Annotated in this window: 2 rRNA genes; both read right to left on the bottom strand. The window is 51.8% G+C overall.

The features are described 5' to 3' along the window. Window positions 1-84 (bottom strand): 5S ribosomal RNA (rrf, locus tag Nant_RS04860); the annotation flags it as partial. Between the two features lie 114 nt (window positions 85-198). Next, window positions 199-1479: ribosomal RNA gene (locus Nant_RS04855) — 23S ribosomal RNA — on the bottom strand; the annotation flags it as partial.

The raw sequence follows: 1479 nt of genomic DNA, 5'->3' as shown, positions 1-1479 counted from the left end.
CCCCACACTACCATCGGCGCTAAAGCGTTTCACTACTGAGTTCGGGATGGGATCAGGTGGTTCCACTTCGCTATGGTCGCCAAGCATAAACTGTTACAACATGGATTTGATGAATTGGGTTTAACTGATTGTCTGTTTTAACAAGCACTTCAATAACTTTATCTTTACTACATGCTTCCCACACGCCTTTGGCGTTATATGGTCAAGCCTCACGAGCAATTAGTACTGGTTAGCTCAACGCCTCGCAGCGCTTCCACACCCAGCCTATCAACGTCTTAGTCTTAAACGGCTCTTTAGGGGAATCAAGTTCCCAGCGAGATCTCATCTTGAAGGGGGCTTCCCGCTTAGATGCTTTCAGCGGTTATCCCGTCCGAACGTAGCTACCCGGCAATGCCACTGGCGTGACAACCGGAACACCAGAGGTTCGTTCACTCCGGTCCTCTCGTACTAGGAGCAACTCTTCTCAAATCTCAAACGCCCACGGCAGATAGGGACCGAACTGTCTCACGACGTTCTAAACCCAGCTCGCGTACCACTTTAAATGGCGAACAGCCATACCCTTGGGACCGGCTTCAGCCCCAGGATGTGATGAGCCGACATCGAGGGGCCAAACTCCCCCGTCGATGTGAACTCTTGGGAGGAATCAGCCTGTTATCCCCGGAGTACCTTTTATCCGTTGAGCGATGGCCCTTCCATACAGAACCACCGGATCACTAGCACCTACTTTCGTACCTGCTCGACGTGTCTGTCTCGCAGTTAAGCACCCTTATGCGCTTGCACTCAATGCATGATTTCCGACCATGCTGAGGGTACCTTCGTGCTCCTCCGTTACTCTTTGGGAGGAGACCGCCCCAGTCAAACTACCCACCACACAATGTCCTCGATCCCGATTAGGGACCTGAGTTAGAACCTCAACAGTACCAGGCTGGTATTTCAAGATTGGCTCCACACGATCTAGCGACCATGCTTCAAAGCCTCCCAGCTATCCTACACAAGTAATGTCAAAGTCCACTGTGAAGCTATAGTAAAGGTTCACGGGGTCTTTCCGTCTAGCCGCGGGTACACAGCATCTTCACTGCGATTTCAATTTCACTGAGTCTCAGGTGGAGACAGTGTGGCCATCGTTACGCCATTCGTGCAGGTCGGAACTTACCCGACAAGGAATTTCGCTACCTTAGGACCGTTATAGTTACGGCCGCCGTTTACCGGGGCTTCGATCAAGAGCTTCGCCGAAGCTAACCCCATCAATTAACCTTCCGGCACCGGGCAGGCGTCACACCCTATACGTCCACTTTCGTGTTTGCAGAGTGCTATGTTTTTAATAAACAGTCGCAGCCACCTGGTATCTTCGACTCCCGACAGCTCAGAGCGTAAAGCTCGTCACCAGCAGGAGCGTGCCTTCTCCCGAAGTTACGGCACCATTTTGCCTAGTTCCTTCACCTGAGTTCTCTCATGCGCCTTAGTATTCTCTACCTGACC

The organism is Neptunomonas antarctica, from assembly GCF_001305295.1.
GTDB classification, from domain to species: domain Bacteria; phylum Pseudomonadota; class Gammaproteobacteria; order Pseudomonadales; family Balneatricaceae; genus Neptunomonas; species Neptunomonas antarctica.
Note: the sequence above shows the minus strand (reverse complement) of the source record. Positions and strands in the feature narration are given on the sequence as shown.